Origin of the sequence: Streptosporangium sp. 'caverna' (assembly GCF_003203775.1) — a bacterium.
Taxonomy (GTDB): Bacteria; Actinomycetota; Actinomycetes; order Streptosporangiales; family Streptosporangiaceae; genus Streptosporangium; species Streptosporangium subroseum.
Genome location: NZ_CP029711.1, coordinates 9978005 through 9996097 on the forward strand (window position 1 = coordinate 9978005; position 18093 = coordinate 9996097).

Consider the following 18093-nt stretch of genomic DNA (forward strand, 5'->3'; position numbering starts at 1 on the left):
TGTGATCAAGGTCAGACAAGATCTTCTTTCCTGTACTGGGCGACGAAGGAATCCATATGAAGCGAGTCATCGCAGGCATCTCGACAGCCGTGGCTATCACGCTCGCGACCGCCGTCCCGGCCCAGGCCGCTGCTCCTGCTCCTGCGGACCCGATCAAGGCGTTGAAGAGCCAGTTCGTCGTGGGCAAGGGCATGAAGTTCACCGACCTCAGCGTCGTGATCTGGGACGATGAGAGCGAGCCCTATCTCCAGCGGACTGGCTCCTTCCAGTTTGGCAAGACCGGAATCATCGCCTCGGACATCAGCTCGAAGAGCGCCAAGAAATCCAGCGACCCGAGAGCCGCGGACCCGACCGGCATATTCGCACCCTCCCGGACGATCCGGATCGGCACCACGAGCTACCTCTCGGGCGGGAGTTACCGCGAGAGCATGCCGGAGGGCAAGAGCTGGTACAAGGATCAGAAGGGCATGACCGGCGGCTCCAGTGGCTGGTTCGGACAGCTCGTGAACATCGCCGAGCCGGCGACCCTCGCGTCCCTGCTCAAGGGTGCCAAGCGGGCGGGCGTCAGCTATTCCGGCACCACCACCTTCGGCAGACTCGCCAAGGTCTCCCCCTGGTTCAGGGCCACCCTGCCGCTCCGGTCGAGCGACAAGACCGTAGTGACCTTCAAGCTCACGGTGAACCGTGGCGGGCTCCCGCAGCGCCTGACCACCTCCCACGCGGTCACGGGCATATTCGACGGTCCCGGCTGGGAAGGTAAGACGATCACCGTCGACACCCGCTTCACCGGGTGGGGCACCAAGGTCTCCATCAAGGCTCCCCCCGCGAGCAAGGTAACCGCCAAGCTCAAGGATTAGAGGCCCGACGTACTGGTCGTGGACGTTGACCGCGGCGGCGACACATGAAATGAGAACCTCCTGGCGTGATGAAGCCACATCACGACCAGGAGATACATGGACGCGCCGCGGCGTCGATCTCCGCCTCGCCATCCCAGCGGAAGCCGCCGACGTTGAGGAGGTCAGTGACCGAGACAGGTCAGTCGGTGTCGCGGTCCAGGGCGTAGCGGAGGTAGAAGTCGGGTTTGGCGAGGTAGCGGCGCCAGTGGTCGACCAGTTGGAGCTTGTCCCACTCGGTGGTGCGAATACCGTGGTCGCCGAGCTCGAGGATCTGGGCTCCGGGGAGGCTGGCGAGAATCGGCGAGTGGGTGGCGCAGATGATCTGTCCGCCCTGGGTGACCACCCGGTCCATCAGGCTGAGCAGCCGCAGACACGAATTGAACGACAGGGCGGCTTCCGGCTCGTCCATCAGATACAGGCCGGGCCCGGCCACCATCCGGTCCAGGACGGTGAAGAACCCCTCACCATGGGATTGTTCGGTGAGATCGTCATCCCAGAAGCCATACTTGCCGGACACACTCCGCGCCAGGTTGAACAGGGTTTCAGCACGGAGGAAGAACGCCCGCCGCTTGAGCCGGGGACCGTGGACAAGCCGTACCCCGGCCGAGGTCAGCTCGGCGTCGAGAACCTCGCCCAACGGAGTCGCCGGTCCGGTGCTGGCGTACTTCGTCCCGGCTTTTCCCCCCTCGGAGTTGATCCTGCACACATCGGCGATGGCCTCGACGATCGTGGACTTGCCCGAACCGTTCTCCCCCACCAGAAACGTCACCGGTGCGGTCAGCTCGACGCCGTCGACCAGGTGAGCGATCGGAGCCAGGGTGAACGGCCACTCGCCGGAATGGTCGCGGGGCATACGTAAACGGGTGACCAGCATGGATGTCATTGTTCACCACCAGATGGGAGCAGCCACTCCGTATGGGCGCGAACCGGTCCGGCGAGGGTGACGTAGTCCCCTCGGCCCGCTCGGTCAAGAATGTGCGCGGCGGCGAAGAGCCGAGCGTAGAAGTGCTCGACGCGCCGGACGAGCCGAACACCGGGTCTTCCGCCGGGCGCACCGCGAGCCTGTCCGCCCCCTCGGCGAGGATGCGACGGAGGAAGGCGCGCTGCCCGGAGTCATGAGAACGATGGTGTCCGCTGGTCACTCGTGGCCTACTTACCAGTCGGCCTGCACTTGTTTGGATTGCGGTTCATCACAGGGTTGCAATTCTGATCCTTCGGGGCACACGGACCGCACGAGTAACTCGGTGGGTTTGCGACGTCGCATGTCAGAGGCTCAGCGGCCCGAATCTTCCTTATTGCGGTGGCATCCCCTCTCTGCCTCGCGCGGATGCGTCAGTGGAGTGCGGTGGGGTGAGCGCGCGCAGGACGTGGGTGATGAGGGAGTCGAGGTAGCTGGAGTCGGGCATGCCGAGATGAAGGGCCAGGCGGTGGTAGATCGGGCCGTACAGCAGGTCGAGCGCGACGTCGAGGTCGGCGTCCGGGGATAGCCGGCCGGTGGCTTGTGCTCGGCGAAGCCGTTGTTTGAACGTGGCGATGCGCGGTTGGATGATGCGTTCACGCAGGTCACGGGCGAGGTCGGGGTCGTGCAGTGCCTCGGCGATCACTCCGATGGCGGGCGAGGCGTGCGGCGGGGTGAGCATGCCGATGACCTCGGTCAACATGGTGCGCAGGTCGATGGCCAGATCACCGGTGTCGGGAGGGTCGATGGCGATGGTCGCGGTCTCGTCGATAAGTTCCAGGACGACCGCGCCCTTGGACGGCCACCACCGATAGATGGTCTTCTTGCTCACCCCGGCACGGGCGGCGATGGCCTCGATGGTCAGCCGCCCGTAACCGTTCTCGCCGCAGAGTTCTTCGGTCGCGGCGAGGATCGCCTGTCGACTGCTCTCGCTGCGGCGCGCTGCGTTCGGTGCCCTGGACATGCCCTCACCCTAAAGGGAACGAAACGTGTCGTGTTGACATCGATCGCGCCGTTCGGCCACACTCTCAGCGACACGATACGTGTCGTTTACGGTCTCTTTTCGAGACGGAATGAGGAGGACGGCAATGGTCACCGCGGCCGACGTTTTCCTGCCGGCCATTCCGGCCCGATCCGATGCCATGCGTCTGATGAGGCCCTCCGGGGAGTTCCGCAGGCCGTCGTCGGCGGGCACGTGGTTGCGATCTTCGGTCAGCCGGTGTTCGTCCTTGGAGGTTTTGTGCCCTTTGGTTATGTGTTCACCGTGGCGCTCCTCGCCTGGTTCACCTTCTTCGCCGTTGTCGCGCCACGCCGGCCCCAACCGCTGGCGACGATGAGTTTCTGGTTCGGCCTGATCCTCAACGAGGTGCCGTCCGTGGGCATCTATTTCCTGGTGGCCTCCACGGCCCTGGCCGCCGCCCAGGGCGATCTGGATTCGGCGGGCGCCAAGGTGACGGCCGCGGTGGCCGCCGTCGCCACCATCGGCCTAGCTGTCTCCGCCTGGCGGGGGCTGCGCACGGATCAGGTGGTCGGGCGGGCCCTCGAGGAGGGGCTCGGGACCGGCTGGCGGGGTCGTGTGCACGTACCGCTGCGCCGCCACCGGCCCTGGGCCCGCATCCTGCTGCTCCCGGGCTTCATGCGGCGGCGTGACGTGGAGCGGATCCCCAACATCCGCTACGGGAACGCCGGACGCCGGAATCTCCTCGACGTCTACCGCCGCCGCGACGCGCCGCAGAACGCGCCGGTCCTGATCTACTTCCACGGCGGCCACTACACCAGCGGCGCGAAGAACCGTGAGGCACGCCCCCTGCTGTACCGGCTCGCCGGCCAGGGATGGGTGTGCATCAGCGCCAACTACCGGCTGCGGCCCGAGACCACTTTCCCCGGCCACCAGATCGACGCCAAGAAGGTCATCGCCTGGATCCGCGAGCACGCCGCCGAGTACGGTGTCGATCCGTCGAGGCTGTTCGTGGCGGGCAGCTCCGCCGGCGCCAACATTGCGGGCCTGTGCGCGCTCACACCGAACGACCCGATGTTCCAGCCCGGATTCGAGTCCGCCGACACCTCGGTCACCGCGGCGATCTGCCTCTATGGCTACTACGGCCACTACTTCGGCGACCCGCCGGATGAGCCGCCGCCCCCGCTCCAGCCACAGGGATACATCCACCCCGGTGCGCCGCCGTTCCTCATCGCCCACGGCACCAAGGACCCGCTGGGGACCGTCGAGGGCGCCCGGGACTTCGTCGCCCAACTGCGCCGTGTCTCGGACAGCACCGTGGTCTACGCCGAGCTGCCCGGCGGGCAGCACGTGTTCGATCTCTTCCACTCCCCGCGCTTCGAGGCGGTCGTGGACGGCGTCGAAGCCTTCACCGCCTGGGTTCTGACTGCTTCGCAGCGCACTCCCGACTCAGCCCGCCAGTAGGGCTTGGTCAGGTGGGGACGAGGTCGGCATGTCGGGGTAACGCGCGGCGGCTGCTCCGTCATCCGGTCACGGAGCCGCCGCACCCGGGACATGCCCGACGCTGGAACAGGCAGGCGGACGCGGCGGCTCTGGCTTGGGAGGGATTACCTGGCCGGGCGGAGAGCGTCGGCGATCTTCTTGAGTTCCGTGTCGGCGTCGACCTTCTTGGCGTAGTCAGGGCTCATCAGGAGCTCGATGGCAAGGCTGGGGTTCTCGACCCAGGTGAGAACGCGGGCGCGAGGCTCGCCGGACGGGGTGTTCTTGTCGTTGGCGAGTTCGCCGGGCGGCTCGCCGACGCTCACCAGGTACGCCTCCTTGCCGCGGATCTCAATCGGCTCGGCGCCCTGCCTGCCATATCCGGCCATCCGCCCGGAGATCTGTTCGACGGCCTTGCCGCCGTAGACGATCACCTGGATCCCGTAGCCGTCGGTCGTCTTGCCCGACTCGTTCCACGAGGTGGAGTCGCTCGTGTTACCGAAGGCGTCGCTTTCGAACAAAGGCACCCACTTGAGCCCTTCAGGCAGGTAGACGAAGTCGATGCCGGCGAAGCGGTGTCCGCCTTCGTCGCCGAGATCGCCCAGCTCGGGCGGGAGCTTCTGTGGCTTGGTCACCGTCAGCCCCGCCTCGGAGGACGAGGAGACAATGACGGTGACCTCGGCGCCGGGTTCGGCATCGTCGCCTGCCGGCGGGCTCTGGCTGACCACGACTCCAGCCGGCATGTCGCTCGACGGCGGGCCCACGCTGGATCGCACGTTGAGGCCGGCGGCCTTCAGGGCCTGGCCGGCCACCTTGGCGTCCTTGCCGACGACGTCGGGGACCACGATTCCGGATCGGATGGTCGCCACCGCCTCGCTCTTCCTCGGGGACGACGTGTGCTCGCCCGCCGAGGTCACCGTGAGATATGCCGGCAGCGCCCCCGCTACTGCCACCATGACGAGCGCCGCGCCGGCCGTGCGAAACCTGGTCACGCGCCTGCGGTGCCTCCTGCGGACGGCGCCGCCGAGTGCCGGGGTGGCCTGCACATCGGCCACCTGTGCGAGCATCGTCTCCTTCAGCGCTTCCTCTGCGTTCATGTTGATGCTCCTTCAAGGCTCGACATGCGTTCGCGGATTCGAGCGAGACCGCGCGAGGCCTGGCTTTTGACACTCCCGACCGAACAGCCCATGAGCGTGGCCGTCTCGTTCTCCGACAGGTCCTCCCAGTAGCGCAGGACCAGTACGGCCCGCATCCGCGTGGGAAGCCGCTGCAACTCCGCGAACAAGGCGTCTCGCAGGTCCACGTCGAACGGGGGCACGGCGGTGTCCGGCGGTCTGGCGAATGTGATCTCCTGGATCACCTTTCGGCGGCGCGCGACGGAGATCGCGGCGTTCACGACGACCCGTCGGGCGTACGCCTGGGGGTTGTCGTGCCTGATCCGCGGCCAGTGCCGGTAGACCTTCTCCAGTGCGCCCTGCACCAGGTCCTCGGCGTCATGCTGGGAAGCGCCACAGAGCAGAATGGCGGTACGCAGGAGCGCGGTGCTCCGGGAGGCAAGGAACTCATCGAAAGCCGATTCGTCTTCATCCGTCATAAGAGAGGCCTCCTTTCGCCCCTCTTCAACGCGCCGGCCCCTCGCAAGGTTGAGCATGAATTTTCCGCGGTGCGGACAATAGAGGCCCGCGTCAATGCCTGCCTGTCCCCCTCGACCTCACAGCCTGTTACGCGCAGAACTTCTGAATAGGCGCTTGGCGGATCCTATTCGCGGAATCTGCCTCATCGTGCCCTGAACGGTCGCGTGCTTCGTCAGCGCAACGGCTCTTGCGCTGCACGCTACTCGCCGCCAAGAGGACACCGCCCGTCACGGCTCTCCCGTCAGCTGAACTCAGCCGCGTGGTCGATGGCCCACCTCGCGAAGGTGCCGGCCGCTCGACCGGTCAGGCGCTCGACGTGATCGGTGACGCGGTTCGACTCCGGCCGGCACGCCGAAGCAGCGATCAGCGCTTCCACCAGTCGCTCGGGACGACCGTCTGCGAGCATTCGTGATCGCGCGAGGTCGGCGGGGACCGCTTCGAAGCGCAGCCGGCGCTGGAGCGCGGCACCGAGACGACCGACCTGGTCGGCACGACTAAGCACCTCAAGTCCTGTCAGCACGTACGGGCTGTGATCGAGGTGGTCCTGGTGTGCGCGCAGTACGGTGACGGCCGCATCGGCGACATCGCGCTCGTCTACGACGGCTGTGCGCGCGATATCCGGACCGGTCACCACGTCGCCTGCCCTCAGCTGTGCGGCCCAGCCACGGGCGTTGGAGGCCAACATGTCGCTGCGCAGCACCACTGGCCGCAGTCCGGCGTCGTGGAGCAGGGCCTCCATGTCCGCGTGCACCTGAACGATGGGATCGCTCTGACGAGCGGCTCCGTCGTTGATGGCCGTCGAGGACAGGTAGACGACACGGGGTGCCGCGGCGGCGAGCTCCGCAACCAGGTCATGGGCAGGGGCGGAATCGAGCAGCGGCCAGATGAGAAAGACGGCGTCGACGCCCACGAGTGCCGAGCGGACCACGGCCGGGTCGGTGAGATCGCCGACCACCGGCTCGACTCCGGGGCGCGGATCCAGCGGATCCATCTGATGGCGGGCGAGGCATCGCACGCGCAAGCCGTGCGCTTGGAGGCGGTCGACCACTTCGCGGCCGAGGTTGCCCGTCGCGCCGGTGACCAGGATCGATGAACCATGACGGGCGCTCGTGGGGCGAGTGGTGTCGGGCATGATTGGGACGCTAAAGGTTCAGGTCGACATGAAGGCAAGGCGTGTGTGGTGAAGACGGTCGGGGAAGCCGCCGCGGAGCTCGGGATCGAAGCTCACGTACTACGGCACTGGGAGCAGGTCGGGGCGCTCACCGTACGTCGCGATGGCAACGGCTACCGCGTCTACGACGACAGCGCTCTGGAACAGGCACGCACCGTACTGAAACTGCGGCGGGTCGGGCTCTCGTTGCCGGAGGTCATCGCCGCCACCTCGCCGCAGAAGGCAGCGGCGCAGGCGGTCGTGAGGGCAAAGATCGCCGCGCTTGAAAATGAGATCGTCCGCAGGCAGCAGGCGATGACATTCCTGCGACACACCGTTGAGTGTCGTCATCGATATCTCGACGACTGCTCGGAATGCGCGACTTTCGTCCGCGAAGCCTGAAACGGACACGCTGACGAATTCGCCGTCGACGCCGTCCTGTGCGCCGACCGGTGACTCCGACTCATCCACGCGCGACCACCGGGGTCTCCCGGGTTTGGACATCATCCGGTCCAGGACGGTGAAGAGCCCGCGGCTTTGTGGGACGCCGTTCGCGCGTCACGCATGAGGGCCTCCCGCCTCACTACTGCCGTCGGCCGCAACGACCTCGGGCACCCCGGAGCACCTGTTGCCCGGATCAGGCGATCCTCGCGCGCTCCAACACTCGAATCACCACGTTGCAGCAGCGGCTTTCAGTGATCGTTTAATCTTTGGGGGTGGCGTACGTACCTGAAGATCTCGCATTGCCCACGGCTCTGGCCGAGGTGGCCCAGGTCGGCTTCGAGTGGAAATGGGACGAGGAGACCGACGAGGCCGACGGCTGTGACTTCGAGCTATACGATCAGTTCGAAGAGCCCGACCGGACGGCGTGGTGGTTCCGCCTGTGGACCGGCAACCAAGAGGTCGACGGCAGCGAGTTCCGCTTCTTCGGCACGACCGGGGCGGGTGACTACGCCGGCTTCTGGCTGGTACGGCCCGATGCGGCGATCACCGACCAGCCCGTTGTCTACATCGGTTCCGAGGGTGAGCGCGGTGTGATCGCCCGGGATCTCAGCGACCTCCTCTGGCTGTTCGCCGCCGGTCTGGGCCCCGCCGAGGCCTTTACGGACCCCGACTCTCCTACGCAGCCGAGTGAGGCCTTCCATACGATCGCCGAGCGACACGCACCCGGCCGCCGCCGTGCCCCCGCCCAGATCGTGACCGCCGCACGAGCGGAGTTCCCGCACTTCTCGGATCTCATCGACGCGATGTGCCGCTGAGTCTGGGCGATCTCATCGGCCGCCTCCTCGTCAGGGGCATCGCGGGTGAGGTGCTCGACGGACGCGCAGAGGTGGGCGTGCTGACTCTGCCAGCGCAGGTCGAGGGGCAGGGCGGGACCTCGGGATAGGCGGTGCGGTTGACGAGCCCGCTGCGCCGCAGGTGCTTAAGGGTGAGCATCCGCCAGCTTGCTCGCGCTCGCAACTGCTCCCTCTTCCCGATAACGCACATGAATGTGCCTTTTGTACGGTTTATCCCACTAATGCACAGTGGGGTTACGAACAGCTGGTAAGTGGTCGAGAAGGGGAAACCCGCCACCCGGCTCTGCGACGTACCGACACAGAAAGCACGAGCATGTCCTACCTTCTGCGCATCGACTCCTCCGTCTCCGGGGGCGCGTCCTTCTCCCGGCAGGTCGCCGACACCTTCACCACCGCCTGGGACGGCGACATCGTCACCCGTGACCTCGCCCTCACCCCCGTCGACCACCTCGACGCCGCAGGCATCACGGCCCGCACCACCCCGGCGGCCGAGCACACCCCCGAGCAGAAGGCCGCCGCAGCCGTGCAGGACGAGCTCGTCGAGGAGTTCCTGGGCGCCGGCGCCTACCTGTTCGCGGTGCCGGTGTACAACTACTCGCTGCCGTCGGTGTTCAAGGCGTGGTTGGACCACATCATGATCGTCGGCAGGACCATCGGCCTCGGCGACGCCACCTCAACCGCGGGCCGGCCCGCCGTCATCGTCTCCGCCCGTGGCGGCGGCTACGGCCCCGGCGCGCCCATGCACGGCAAGGACTTCCTGGTCCCCGCCCTGGAGACAATCCTTGGCGACCCGAACCTGATGGCCCTGGATGTTCGCACCATAACGCCCGAGCTGACCTACGCGCTCACCATGGAACCCCTCCGGCACCTGCTGCCCCTCCACGAGGCCTCGCTGGAGAACGCGCACGCGCTGGCGCGCCAGTACGCCGAAAAGCTGTCCCTGGCCACGGCCTGACCAAGACCCGCAGCCTCGTCAGCAGCCGGGCGGTGCCGGCGGCCGCCAGTGGCGCGAGCGCCTGCACGGCGAACAAAGTCCCTTATGTGCGCCCTAGTGAGAGAGAAAAACATGTCGGACGTAGAACTGCCCCCGGCCGTGATGATGCTTGGGCTGATTTCCGGATTCCAGATGTCTCAGGCGCTCTTCGCGGTCGCCGAGCTCGATGTGGCGACCGCACTGTTGAGCGGGCCTCGGGAGGTCGAAGACATCGCGACGGAGGTCGGCGCGGACGCGGACGCGCTCGGGCGCATCATCCGCTTCCTGGCGCAACACGGGGTGTTCCGTACGTCGGGTAGCACCGTCGAGATCACCGACCTGGGGCGTACGCTCGCGGACGGGCCGGCCGACTCTCTGCGCAGTGTCACCCGCTACTTCCATCAGACCCACTACGCGCCGTTCGGCAACCTGCTGGACACCGTACGGACCGGTGAGCCCGCGGCGAAGGTGTTCCTCGGCAAACCCTTCTTCGACTGGGTCAACGAGAACCCGGACATGGCCGCGCTGCAGAACGACGCGATGGCCGGATTCACGCAGAACGCCCGGGGTGATCTGCTGGAGGTCTTCGACCTTCCCCAGGGCCAGACGGTCGCCGATATCGGCGGAGCGGACGGCACCCTGCTGGCGGAGCTGCTCGCCGGGCGCCCCGAACGCCGAGGCGTCGTCTTCGACCTGCCGAGCACCGTTTCCGCCGCCCGTCCGACGCTGCGGGCCGCCGGCCTGGAGGAGCGGGTGGAGGTCGTCGCGGGAGACTTCTTCGAGAAGGTGCCGGCCGCGGACGTCTACGTGCTGTCCGCCGTGCTGCAGGACTGGAACAACGCCTCCAGTCTCCGCATCCTGCGGAACGTCGTGAAGGCCGCGCCGGCCGGTGCCCGACTGGTCATCGTCGACATGGTGGTCCCCGAGGGCGACGCCCCGCACCCCACCAAGATGCTCGACATCATCATGCTCGGGATGCTCGGTGGCCGGCAGCGCAGCGAGTCCGAATGGCGCCGGCTGCTCGCGGACGGCGGCTTCACCCTCCAGCGTGTCGTCACCGGCTCGGGCTCCTACTCCGCGCTTGAGGCGACCCTCGGCTGAGGCGTCCGTCCGGTACGTACGGGGTGCGGCCCGAAGAGAGCGGAGGGAGTAAGGGGCAGGCGACCACGGTCATCTGCCCGTTGCCCGCGCTCCTTCCACCGCGTCGCCGTCCGATCCGCACGTCGGGAACGGGCGTGGGCAGGCAGCGCGTGAGTCGGGGCAGCCGCCGACACCTTCACCAAGCCCCCCACGTCAGTTCCACCATCTACAGCTGCCGTCTCAGACAGTCGGTTGGCCGGAGCTTTTCAGCCGAACACCTTGTGCGGCTGCCTGCTGAACGCCGCGAGAGTGAGGTCGTGACAGACATCCCCCGGCATTTATCGAACCGAATGACCCTTTGATCACGTTTGTTTGATGCCAGGTTTCATGGGGGCGGGCAGCAGGGGGAAGTCATGACGGCAGACCAGACGACGACAGGATCCGGAGTACGGCCGGGCCTCGGCGGCGAGGTGGATCGGGTGGACCTGCCCGCGGCCGCGGCCGCGCTGGCCCCGCAACTGCGCGCGCGTGCGTCCGAGGCGTCCACCCTCGGCACGCTGCCGACCGACGTCGTCGAGCTGCTTGAATCGGCCGGAATGTTCCGGCTGGGGCTGCCGCGTGGCCTCGGCGGTTTCGAGGCGGATCCCGCGACCCTGATCCGTACGGCCGAGACGCTCGCCCACGCGGACGGATCCGCGGCCTGGGCGGCCATGACCGGGAACGGTTCGATGTTCTTCGCCTGGCTGGATCAGGCCGTCGCGGCCCGTCTGCTCGACGGCCGGCCCGGTCAGCCGGTCTCGTCGTCGTTCGCCCCGACCGGGCAGGGTGTCGAGGAGAGCGGCGGATACCGGGTGTCGGGGCGGTGGTCCTACGTGAGCGGAGCCTCGCACGCGACGATGATCCCGGTGGGTTTCATGGTCATGGGCCCGGACGGGGCGCCGCGGACTTTCGAGGGCCGGCCCCTGATGCGCTGGGCGGTGCTTCCGGCGACGGAGCTGAAGGTCCTGCCCACCTGGAACGACGCGGCGGGCCTGCGTGGCTCCGGCAGCCACGACGTGATCGCCGAGGGCGTCCTCGTCCCCGCCGAGCACACGCTGATGCCGTTCTTCGAGCCACCGCGGGCCGACGGCGCGCTGTATCGCATGCCGTTCTTCACCGGCGTCCGTTCGCTGCTGCTGGGTATTCCCCTGGGCGTCGCCCGGCGCGCGCTGGACGAGCTGACCGACCTGATCCGGCACAAGACCCGCGAGATGGCCCCGCTGAGCCAGGACCAGGACGTACAGATCCGGCTGGCCGAGGCGGAGGCCGCTCTGCGGGCCGGTCGCGGCTACGTGCTCGACGTGACCGAACAGATCTGGGCAGTGGTGCGGGCGGGCGACGAGGTGTCCGTGCCCCTGCGTACGGAACACACCCTGGCCACACAGTTCGCGGTGCGCAGTGCGGTCCAGGCGGTCAATCTGGCGTTCGAGATCGCAGGGGTGTCCTCCGCGCTCGCGGGCGACACCATCCAGCGGTGCTGGCGCGACGTGAATGTCGCCGGCCAGCACATCGCTTTCTCACGGAGCCGCTGGCGAGGTGCGGGGCAGGCACTGCTCGGTCTGGACATCGATCCGTTCTACCTCTGACCGCTGACGACCTCGTGTGAAACAGGCCGGCCTGAGCCGGCGGTCGCGTCGACGGGTGGTCATCGGCGGTGCTTGAAGTGCTGGACGACCAGGGCGACGATGCAGGCGAGGGCGACGAGTCCGAAGCCCATGCCGACGAACATGTTGGCGACGGTGATGGACGTGACCACGTTGAGAACCCCGCTGATCACAAGCACCACCCACAGGACGAGGCGCAGCGGCCCGCTGCGAGTGCTGACGGGCTGTTCCGGCGTCTGAGTGGCGTCCTGGATGCTGTTGATGTCGGCCATGATGTGCTCCTTGTTCGATGCGATCGACGGGTTGTCGTGACGCATCGAAATCTACGGACGATCACCGCCGGCAACGATCCCGCCAACGAGACAAGCGGGGTACAGCCAGCTGTACCTGAGCTCTCCAGTGCGCGGGATCGATCATGCGACCCGCTCACAGCCATTCTGGTGACATCCCAAGCGGACCCCCCACCAGCAAGGAGTGTTCACCATGTCGCACACCCCCACCCAGCCCAGCTCCCCCCGACGTCCCCGGCGGATGCGGGGGCGGATCCTGGCTGCGGCGGCACTGACGGCGCTGACCGGGCTCACCCTGGCCGGCCTGCCGGTCGCCGCCAACGCCGCGACCGGCCCCGGCCACACCCCCGATGTCGTACGGGAACACCTGGAGCAGCTGGCCAAGGAGGCGGGCCTGCCCGCCGCGATGCGTGAGGTCAAGGAGCTCGCCCGGCACCGTACCGCCGACGTGGTGCAGCAGCGCCTGGACAAGCTGGTCAAGAGCGGTGCCTTCCCCGCCGCGCTGGCCTCGACGCGTGACGCCAAGGGGCGGACCCGCAACTACACCGCCGGGGTGGCGGACCTGAAGACCAGGGCGAAGGTCCCGGTCGACGGGAAAGTGCGCATCGCCAGCAACACCAAGATGTTCACCGCCGTGGTCGTGCTGCAGCTCGCCGGCGAGGGCAAGATCGACCTTGATGCGCCCGTCGAGAAGTATCTGCCGGGCCTGATCCGCGGCAACGGCAACGACGGCCGGAAGATCACAACTCGCCAACTGCTCCAGCACACCAGCGGCCTGCCGAACTACACGCGGTACATGCCGAGCGTCTTCGAGTATCAGCACACCTACACCGGCCCCCGGGAGATGCTCGACACCGCCCTGGCGCACAGGGCGTCCTTCGCCCCCGGCAAGGACTGGGAGTACAGCAACACCGGCTACATCGTGGCCGGCCTGCTTGTCCAGAAGATCACCGGTCGCCCCCTCAGCGAAGAGATCACCAACAGGATCATCAAGCGGATCGGCCTGCGCGACACGTACTGGCCCGGCATCGGGGACCAGATCATCCGCGGCTCCCACCCCAAGGGCTACGCGGCCAAGAAGCCCGGCGGCCCCCTGCTGGATGTCACGAACCTGGACCCGTCCTGGGGGTGGGCGGCCGGACAGCTCATCGCCACCCCGAGCGACGTCAACCGCTTCCTCGTCGCGCTGCTGGACGGCAAGCTGCTCAAGCCGGAGCAGCTCACGCAGATGCGGGCCACGGTCAAGACCAAGGGCATGCCGTCCGGCTGGCAGTACGGGCTCGGGCTGGTCAAGATGCCGCTGAGCTGCGGTGGCAACGCCTGGGGCCACGGCGGCGACATCGACGGCTACGAGACCCGCGACGCCGTCACCGAAGACGGCCGGGCGGCCACGGTCGCCGTGACGGCCCTGCCCACCGACGAGGCCGGCGTCATGAACGTCGTCGCCGCCGTTGATGCCGCCCTCTGCGCCAACCGGTGACTCCGGCTCATCCACGTGCGACCGCAGGGGTCTCCCCGGTCCGGACACCGTCCGGACCGGGACGGTGAGGAACCCGCGAACAACGGGATGTCAGGGCACGACGGTGACGGGCCAGCGGCCGGCGCGGACCAGGCGGACCGCCACGGAGCCGATGAGGCGGTGACCGGCCTGGGCCGAGGCGCCTACGACCACCGCGTCGGCCCTGACCTCGTCGGCTATCCGGATCAGGACGGACGCGGCGTCACCGCGGTCGCTCCGGAAGGTGTGCGGGACCCGGGGATGCATGGACTCGGTGATCTTGGCGATCCGCTCGCGCAGCTCGGTCCCCATCTCCTCCTGTGCCTGGAAGGCGGACACGGTGGCGTCGGGCAGGAGCGAGGTGATCGCGCCGGTGCCGGCGACGAATACGAAGATCAGCTCAGAGCCCTGGCGGCGAGCGAGCCCCCAGGCATAGGCGGCGGCGCGGAGCGAGGTCTCCGAGCCGTCGATCCCGACGACGATCACCTGGGGACCGTCGGTGCCTATCTCGAAGCCGCTCATGCCACGAGCTTATGGCCGTCCCGGATGCCGCTCCGGCCCAGGGGTCAGCGGCGCCAGTGGCCCGGCTGGACGAGACCGGACTCGTAGGCGCAGATGACCGCCTGGATGCGGTCGCGCAGGCCGAGCTTGGACAGCACGTTGCTGACGTGGCTCTTCACGGTGTGCTCGCTGACCACCAGCGCCTCGGCGATCTCGGGGTTGGACAGGCCGCGGCCGAGGAGGGCCAGGGTCTCCCGTTCGCGGCCGGTCAGGGTGTCCATGCCCGGCACCTGGGCCGGTGGGCGGGCGTTGCGCTGGACGATGTCGTCGATGAGCTTCCTGGTCACGATGGGGGCGAGGAGCGACTCTCCGGCCATGACGACGCGGACGGCGTGAACGAGGTCGTCCCTTCGCACGTCCTTCAGCAGGAAGCCGCTGGCTCCTGCGTGCAGGGCCTCGTAGACGTACTCGTCCTGGTTGAACGTGGTCAGCATGACGACCCTGGCGGCCGTCTCGGCGCAGATCTTCCTGGCCGCCTGGATGCCGTCCATGACCGGCATGTGGATGTCGAGCAGGACGACGTCGGGAGCGTGGGTGCGTACCGCCTCCACGGCCTGGACGCCGTCGCCGGCCTCGGCGACGACCGTGATGTCCGGCTGGGTGTTGAGGATCAGGGCGAAGCCGCTGCGTACGAGCTCCTGGTCGTCGGCGACCACGACGCGGATGGTCATGAGGCGTCTCCCGGCAGGCGCACCGAGACGGCGAAGCCGCATCGGCTCGGCCCGTGGCCGAAGGACGCCGAGCCGCCACAGGCGGCGGCCCGCTCGCGGATGCCGACCAGCCCGTGTCCCGCGCCGCCGGTGTGGCCGAGGCCGTCGTCCGTCACTTCGATCATGAGTGCGTCTTCCCGCCAGTCCAGCTCGACCGTGACCATGGCGGCGCGGGCGTGCTTGATCGCATTGGTGAGCGCCTCCTGGACCACCCGGTAGGCGGCGGCCTCCACGTCCGCCCGTAGCGGGCGCGGCGTCCCGCCGACGGTCAGGGTGACAGGCTGTCCGGCGCGGTTCACGCTCTCGACCAGCGCCCCGATGCGGGCCACGGTCGGGGTTGCCTCGGAGGTGTCCTGCTCCAGCAGGCCGAGCAGGCGGCGTAGCTGGTCCATCGCGTCGCGCCCGGCCGCGGCGATGGCGTCGAATGCCTTTTCCGCACGGCCGGGATCAGGTCGTACGGCCAGCGGCCCGGCCTCGGCCTGCACGATCATCAGGCTGATCGCGTGCCCGAGGATGTCGTGCATGTCCCGGGCGATGGCCGCCCGCTCCCGCTCGGCCGCCCGGTGCGCCTCCCTCTCCTTCTCGCGTTCGAGCTGGCGGGCGTAGGCCTGCCGGTTGGCCATCGCCCGGCCCATCGCCCAGGCCGCGACGTACATCACCATCGCGCGCACCGTCGTGTCCGCGCTCGGTGTGTGCAGGATCAGCCCGGCGAGCTGGGCGGCGGCGCCCCCGGCGAGCAGGATCAGCCCCCATGTCCGTGCTCGGCGCGAGCCGTGCACGGCCACCGCGTAGACCGCGATCAGCAGCGCGTACGGGATCTGCTGTTCCGCGGTGTCGGGATCGTTCAGCAGGTACGCGCCGGATGCGGCCATCACCACGAGCAGGACCGGCAGCGGCGCGCGCCGCCGCCAGATCAGCGGCAGCGCCTGGCCGAGCACGGGAAGGTACTGCTGGAGCGTGTAGCCCGCCGCCGGATCGGCCGCCCGGGTCGTCAGCAGGAAGGGCGCCGAATGGGCGGCGAGGACGGCCAGGGCGATGGCGAGGTCCGCGGCGAGCGGTGGGATCCGGCGGACAACACGGACAGCAGATGACATAAGTGAAGAAGTCATAGTTCAGGTGAACGGCGGGCCGACGAGGTTGTACGTGACCGCCACGACGGCGAACGCGGTGATGCCGAGCGCGACAATCGTGTAGGCGATCCTGCCCGGTCTCCGCCACCAGCGCTTCCACCAGGCCATCGCCGTACAGGCCAGCAGTGCGGCGGCGAGCGGCACCGTCAGCGACGACAGCACCAGCAGCGCGATCAGCACGGGTGCTCCCTGGAGGACCAGCGGCAGCGCCCGGCCCTCATCGGCCAGCAGGCCGCCGAATCCGGCCACGAAGACGACCACGAGAGCACTGGCGAGCCAGGCGAGCAGGCGCGGGACACGGGGTCCGGCGGGAGGCGACGACCGTCTGCGGGCCGACCGCGAGATCGCCGCCACGGGGAAGCCCAGCAGGGCGACCAGTGAGACGAGGAGCGCGGCGGCCAGCAGGGCGAGGTGCAGCGACGGATTCCGCAGGAGGCCGATCCGGTCGAAGACGACGGTGGCGCGGCTGATCGCCAGTTGCCCGGGCTCGGGGAAGGCGATCCTGTCCCAGCCGCCCTCCTCCTGGAAGACACCGGGCTCGAACTGGATCCAGCGCAGCCGGCCGCCCTTGAGACCGGTGGTGAGGATCCCGCCGTCGGCGGTCGCGGTGACATGCACCGGCGAGTCCGTCAGTGCCTGCACCTTCATGATGCTGCCCTGGCTGGTCCGGCTGCTCTGGTACCAGCCTTCGTACTGCTCGGCGGAGACGCCGGAGAGAGCCTGGACGGACGGCGGCTCGGCGCCCGGCAGGTAGCGGTCCATGATCTTCTCGGCCAGCTCGAACCCGTCCAGCCCGTGCCGTCCGGTGCCGTCGCCGTTGGACATGATGTGGATGCCGATGCCCTGCTCCGGGAGCAGGAACATGTAGGAGTGCATCCCGGGCATGTCGCCGCCCTTGAACAGCATGCGATGCCCCTTGTAGGGCGACTCCTCCCACATGAATCCCATACCCGGCAGCCGAGGATCCTCGGTGTACTGCCGCCGCTGCATCTCGCCGGCGACACCGGGCCCGAGGCGGGGGTCCAGCGACAGCTGGGCGAGCATGTACGTGCCCATGTCCGAGGCGGTCGATGTCGGCCCCGCGCCGGAGGCGGTGAAGTCCGCGCAGTCGAGCGAGGTCGTCGAGCCGTCCACCAGGTAGGCGCCGGTGTCCTCCAGCCCGCCGCACGCGATGGCCGAGTCCTTCATCCCCAGGGGGGCGAACACCTCGCGTTTGACGTACTCCCCGAAGGGCATCCGCGAAACCGTCTCCACCAGGTAGCCGGCCAGGGCGACGCCGTAGTTGCTGTAGGAGACGCCGGTGCCGGGCGGGCGTAGCCGGGCGGGCTGGGTCGCGGCGAGCGCCTCACCCAGCGGCCTGACGTTCTTACCGCTGCCCACCACGTGGTCCTCATCGAACCCGGCCGTGTGCGTGAGCAGGTTCCGCAGAGTGACCGGACGTCCCGGGTACGTGTCACGGATCTTGAAGGTGGTCAGATAGGTGTTGACGTCGGCGTCCAGGTCGAGCTTGCCCTCGTGGACCAGTTGCAGGGCCGCCTGCGCCGTGAACAACTTCGTCTCCGACCCGATCAGGAAACGGGTGTGCCGGGGATCCACCGGGATCCCCCGTTCCACGTTGGCCAGGCCGTACCCCTTGTCGACCACCTGCTTACCGCCCGCCACCACCGTGACGGCCACACCTGGGACCTTCTCCTCGGCCATGGCCGTGGTGACGTGCTCGTCGATCAGCGTGCCGAGCCCCGGGAGTTCCGGTGGCTGGGCGGCGTGGACCGGGGTGGTCGCGAGGACCAGCGCGGTGATGAGTTCCAGCAACATGCCGACAAGACTCCTGCGAA

19 protein-coding genes are annotated in these 18093 nt (G+C 68.3%); 9 read left to right on the forward strand and 10 right to left on the reverse strand.

Translation table 11 applies throughout. The features are described 5' to 3' along the window. Nucleotides 1–56: 56 nt before the first annotated feature. Nucleotides 57–857: a hypothetical protein gene (locus DKM19_RS43030; protein ID WP_110704241.1), complete on the forward strand. Its 801-nt coding sequence runs from the start codon at nucleotides 57–59 to the stop codon at nucleotides 855–857. 178 nt (nucleotides 858–1035) lie between these two features. On the opposite strand, the gene DKM19_RS43035 is transcribed toward DKM19_RS43030, so the two are convergent. Both DKM19_RS43035 and DKM19_RS43040 read right to left on the reverse strand, forming a co-directional pair. After that, nucleotides 1036–1779 (reverse strand): AAA family ATPase, encoded by a 744-nt coding sequence (locus DKM19_RS43035; RefSeq protein WP_239513904.1) that lies wholly within the window; start codon nucleotides 1777–1779, stop codon nucleotides 1036–1038. Nucleotides 1780–2188: 409 nt separating this feature from the next. Next, nucleotides 2189–2818, reverse strand: coding sequence for a TetR/AcrR family transcriptional regulator (locus DKM19_RS43040; RefSeq protein ID WP_110704245.1), 630 nt, complete (start codon nucleotides 2816–2818; stop codon nucleotides 2189–2191). Between the two features lie 276 nt (nucleotides 2819–3094). Between DKM19_RS43040 and DKM19_RS43045 the strand changes: the two genes are divergently transcribed. After that, nucleotides 3095–4276: an alpha/beta hydrolase gene (locus DKM19_RS43045; protein WP_110704247.1), complete on the forward strand. Its 1182-nt coding sequence runs from the start codon at nucleotides 3095–3097 to the stop codon at nucleotides 4274–4276. A 143-nt stretch (nucleotides 4277–4419) separates the two neighbouring features. Here the strand turns inward: DKM19_RS43045 and DKM19_RS43050 are convergent, their stop codons facing one another. The 3 genes from DKM19_RS43050 to DKM19_RS43060 all read right to left on the reverse strand — a co-directional run bounded on the left by DKM19_RS43050 (nucleotide 4420) and on the right by DKM19_RS43060 (nucleotide 7057). Next, on the reverse strand, nucleotides 4420–5388 hold the full coding sequence (locus DKM19_RS43050) for a PASTA domain-containing protein (RefSeq protein ID WP_110704249.1): 969 nt from the start codon (nucleotides 5386–5388) through the stop codon (nucleotides 4420–4422). Beyond that, the gene (locus tag DKM19_RS43055) at nucleotides 5385–5885 is read right to left on the reverse strand and encodes a SigE family RNA polymerase sigma factor (RefSeq protein ID WP_110704251.1); all 501 of its coding nucleotides are present in this window, start codon (nucleotides 5883–5885) and stop codon (nucleotides 5385–5387) included. Before DKM19_RS43055 ends, DKM19_RS43050 begins: the two co-directional genes overlap by 4 nt. A gap of 281 nt (nucleotides 5886–6166) precedes the next feature. After that, nucleotides 6167–7057 carry an SDR family oxidoreductase gene (locus tag DKM19_RS43060; protein WP_110704253.1) on the reverse strand — a complete coding sequence of 297 codons (891 nt, stop codon included), beginning with the start codon at nucleotides 7055–7057 and terminating at the stop codon, nucleotides 6167–6169. Nucleotides 7058–7105: 48 nt separating this feature from the next. On the opposite strand from DKM19_RS43060, the gene DKM19_RS43065 reads away from it, so the two are divergent. From DKM19_RS43065 to DKM19_RS43090, 6 genes are all read left to right on the forward strand, one after another. Next, entirely contained in the window at nucleotides 7106–7477 is a 372-nt protein-coding gene (locus DKM19_RS43065; protein ID WP_204358482.1) for a MerR family transcriptional regulator, read from the forward strand. A gap of 341 nt (nucleotides 7478–7818) precedes the next feature. Beyond that, nucleotides 7819–8334: an SMI1/KNR4 family protein gene (locus DKM19_RS43070; protein WP_239513905.1), complete on the forward strand. Its 516-nt coding sequence runs from the start codon at nucleotides 7819–7821 to the stop codon at nucleotides 8332–8334. After that, nucleotides 8325–8462 carry a hypothetical protein gene (locus DKM19_RS50275; protein WP_162642198.1) on the forward strand — a complete coding sequence of 46 codons (138 nt, stop codon included), beginning with the start codon at nucleotides 8325–8327 and terminating at the stop codon, nucleotides 8460–8462. Before DKM19_RS43070 ends, DKM19_RS50275 begins: the two co-directional genes overlap by 10 nt. 224 nt (nucleotides 8463–8686) lie before the next feature. Beyond that, the gene (locus DKM19_RS43080) at nucleotides 8687–9328 is read left to right on the forward strand and encodes an FMN-dependent NADH-azoreductase (protein WP_110704256.1); all 642 of its coding nucleotides are present in this window, start codon (nucleotides 8687–8689) and stop codon (nucleotides 9326–9328) included. Nucleotides 9329–9439: 111 nt separating this feature from the next. Next, on the forward strand, nucleotides 9440–10447 hold the full coding sequence (locus DKM19_RS43085; protein WP_162642200.1) for a methyltransferase: 1008 nt from the start codon (nucleotides 9440–9442) through the stop codon (nucleotides 10445–10447). Between the two features lie 392 nt (nucleotides 10448–10839). Next, a complete protein-coding gene (locus DKM19_RS43090; protein WP_110704259.1) occupies nucleotides 10840–12051 on the forward strand; it encodes an acyl-CoA dehydrogenase family protein in 1212 nt (403 codons plus the stop codon). Between the two features lie 59 nt (nucleotides 12052–12110). Here the strand turns inward: DKM19_RS43090 and DKM19_RS43095 are convergent, their stop codons facing one another. Next, on the reverse strand, nucleotides 12111–12341 hold the full coding sequence (locus tag DKM19_RS43095; RefSeq protein WP_162642201.1) for a hypothetical protein: 231 nt from the start codon (nucleotides 12339–12341) through the stop codon (nucleotides 12111–12113). A gap of 211 nt (nucleotides 12342–12552) precedes the next feature. Between DKM19_RS43095 and DKM19_RS43100 the strand changes: the two genes are divergently transcribed. After that, nucleotides 12553–13839: a serine hydrolase gene (locus DKM19_RS43100; protein ID WP_239513906.1), complete on the forward strand. Its 1287-nt coding sequence runs from the start codon at nucleotides 12553–12555 to the stop codon at nucleotides 13837–13839. 90 nt (nucleotides 13840–13929) lie between these two features. On the opposite strand, the gene DKM19_RS43105 is transcribed toward DKM19_RS43100, so the two are convergent. Genes DKM19_RS43105 through DKM19_RS43120 form a run of 4 tightly spaced genes read right to left on the reverse strand, consistent with a single transcriptional unit; the run spans nucleotide 13930 to nucleotide 18073 of the window. Then, nucleotides 13930–14379 (reverse strand): universal stress protein, encoded by a 450-nt coding sequence (locus DKM19_RS43105; RefSeq protein ID WP_110704264.1) that lies wholly within the window; start codon nucleotides 14377–14379, stop codon nucleotides 13930–13932. A 44-nt stretch (nucleotides 14380–14423) separates the two neighbouring features. Further along, nucleotides 14424–15089 (reverse strand): response regulator transcription factor, encoded by a 666-nt coding sequence (locus tag DKM19_RS43110; protein WP_110704266.1) that lies wholly within the window; start codon nucleotides 15087–15089, stop codon nucleotides 14424–14426. Continuing rightward, complete coding sequence (locus DKM19_RS43115; RefSeq protein ID WP_110704268.1) at nucleotides 15086–16222, reverse strand: sensor histidine kinase; 1137 nt, start codon at nucleotides 16220–16222, stop codon at nucleotides 15086–15088. Before DKM19_RS43115 ends, DKM19_RS43110 begins: the two co-directional genes overlap by 4 nt. Before the next feature lie 18 nt (nucleotides 16223–16240). Next, a complete protein-coding gene (locus DKM19_RS43120) occupies nucleotides 16241–18073 on the reverse strand; it encodes a serine hydrolase (RefSeq protein ID WP_110704270.1) in 1833 nt (610 codons plus the stop codon). Between the last annotated feature and the right edge of the window lie 20 nt (nucleotides 18074–18093).

What these genes read in the sequence shown, in the direction of transcription:
- DKM19_RS43030 (WP_110704241.1), top strand. Translation starts at nt 57, where the DNA reads ATGAAGCGAGTCATCGCAGGCATCTCGACAGCCGTGGCTATCACGCTC.
- DKM19_RS43035 (WP_239513904.1), bottom strand. Translation starts at nt 1,779, where the DNA reads ATGACATCCATGCTGGTCACCCGTTTACGTATGCCCCGCGACCATTCC.
- DKM19_RS43040 (WP_110704245.1), bottom strand. Translation starts at nt 2,818, where the DNA reads ATGTCCAGGGCACCGAACGCAGCGCGCCGCAGCGAGAGCAGTCGACAG.
- DKM19_RS43050 (WP_110704249.1), bottom strand. Translation starts at nt 5,388, where the DNA reads ATGAACGCAGAGGAAGCGCTGAAGGAGACGATGCTCGCACAGGTGGCC.
- DKM19_RS43055 (WP_110704251.1), bottom strand. Translation starts at nt 5,885, where the DNA reads ATGACGGATGAAGACGAATCGGCTTTCGATGAGTTCCTTGCCTCCCGG.
- DKM19_RS43060 (WP_110704253.1), bottom strand. Translation starts at nt 7,057, where the DNA reads ATGCCCGACACCACTCGCCCCACGAGCGCCCGTCATGGTTCATCGATC.
- DKM19_RS43080 (WP_110704256.1), top strand. Translation starts at nt 8,687, where the DNA reads ATGTCCTACCTTCTGCGCATCGACTCCTCCGTCTCCGGGGGCGCGTCC.
- DKM19_RS43085 (WP_162642200.1), top strand. Translation starts at nt 9,440, where the DNA reads ATGTCGGACGTAGAACTGCCCCCGGCCGTGATGATGCTTGGGCTGATT.
- DKM19_RS43090 (WP_110704259.1), top strand. Translation starts at nt 10,840, where the DNA reads ATGACGGCAGACCAGACGACGACAGGATCCGGAGTACGGCCGGGCCTC.
- DKM19_RS43095 (WP_162642201.1), bottom strand. Translation starts at nt 12,341, where the DNA reads ATGGCCGACATCAACAGCATCCAGGACGCCACTCAGACGCCGGAACAG.
- DKM19_RS43100 (WP_239513906.1), top strand. Translation starts at nt 12,553, where the DNA reads ATGTCGCACACCCCCACCCAGCCCAGCTCCCCCCGACGTCCCCGGCGG.
- DKM19_RS43105 (WP_110704264.1), bottom strand. Translation starts at nt 14,379, where the DNA reads ATGAGCGGCTTCGAGATAGGCACCGACGGTCCCCAGGTGATCGTCGTC.
- DKM19_RS43110 (WP_110704266.1), bottom strand. Translation starts at nt 15,089, where the DNA reads ATGACCATCCGCGTCGTGGTCGCCGACGACCAGGAGCTCGTACGCAGC.
- DKM19_RS43115 (WP_110704268.1), bottom strand. Translation starts at nt 16,222, where the DNA reads ATGTCATCTGCTGTCCGTGTTGTCCGCCGGATCCCACCGCTCGCCGCG.
- DKM19_RS43120 (WP_110704270.1), bottom strand. Translation starts at nt 18,073, where the DNA reads ATGTTGCTGGAACTCATCACCGCGCTGGTCCTCGCGACCACCCCGGTC.